General features: G+C 52.5%; 1 pseudogene. It reads right to left on the bottom strand.

What is annotated here, in order from left to right:
* Positions 1–623 (bottom strand): annotated as a pseudogene (locus ACTHUR_RS15560) (cell division protein FtsN); the annotation flags it as partial.

Here is a 623-nt window from a genome sequence, read left to right as displayed (position 1 = left end):
CGTTTTTTAGCTGCCAATGCGTTTTCTTTCTCTGCTGTTTCCTGTTGGGCTTGTGTTTTACGGGCCGCAGCAGCACGTTGTTCAGCCTGACGTTGGCGGCGTTCTTCGGCTCGGCGCTCTGCAGCTTCACGTTTGGCAGCCTCGGCACGTTGAATACGTTCGGACTCTTCCAAGCCTTTGATATTGCCGTCATCTAAAGTATCGTTGATCAAAACCAACGGCTCGCCAACATCTTCGGGAGCAGATTCGCGGTTTGGCTTCAATACTTCAACCGGCGCATTGTCTTCTTCGTCGCCTGCATTTTGCGGTTTATTTGGTGCTTCGGCATCCGCATGGCGGGCAGCCTCTTCAGCAGCAGCGACATCCTCTTTATTAGGCTCTAAAACAACCGCCTTGCTCGGCTCGTCAGCCGTTTTGGCTTGGCTCTGACCGACAGGCGCTTCTTTAAACGGTGAATTTTTATCGTCGCCGGAAGTCAGCGCCAGACCGAACAGCATACCCGATGCCACCACCAAGCCGGAGGCCAAGACCAAGCGACGGCGGTTGCGACGTTTGAGTCGTTCGTAACCGTCTAAATCGTATCCGTTTGGAGTTTCTTTTTGTTTATTGTCGGACATGATAAT

The sequence above is a fragment of the Neisseria sp. P0021.S007 genome, from assembly GCF_051956855.1.
Note: the sequence above shows the minus strand (reverse complement) of the source record. Positions and strands in the feature narration are given on the sequence as shown.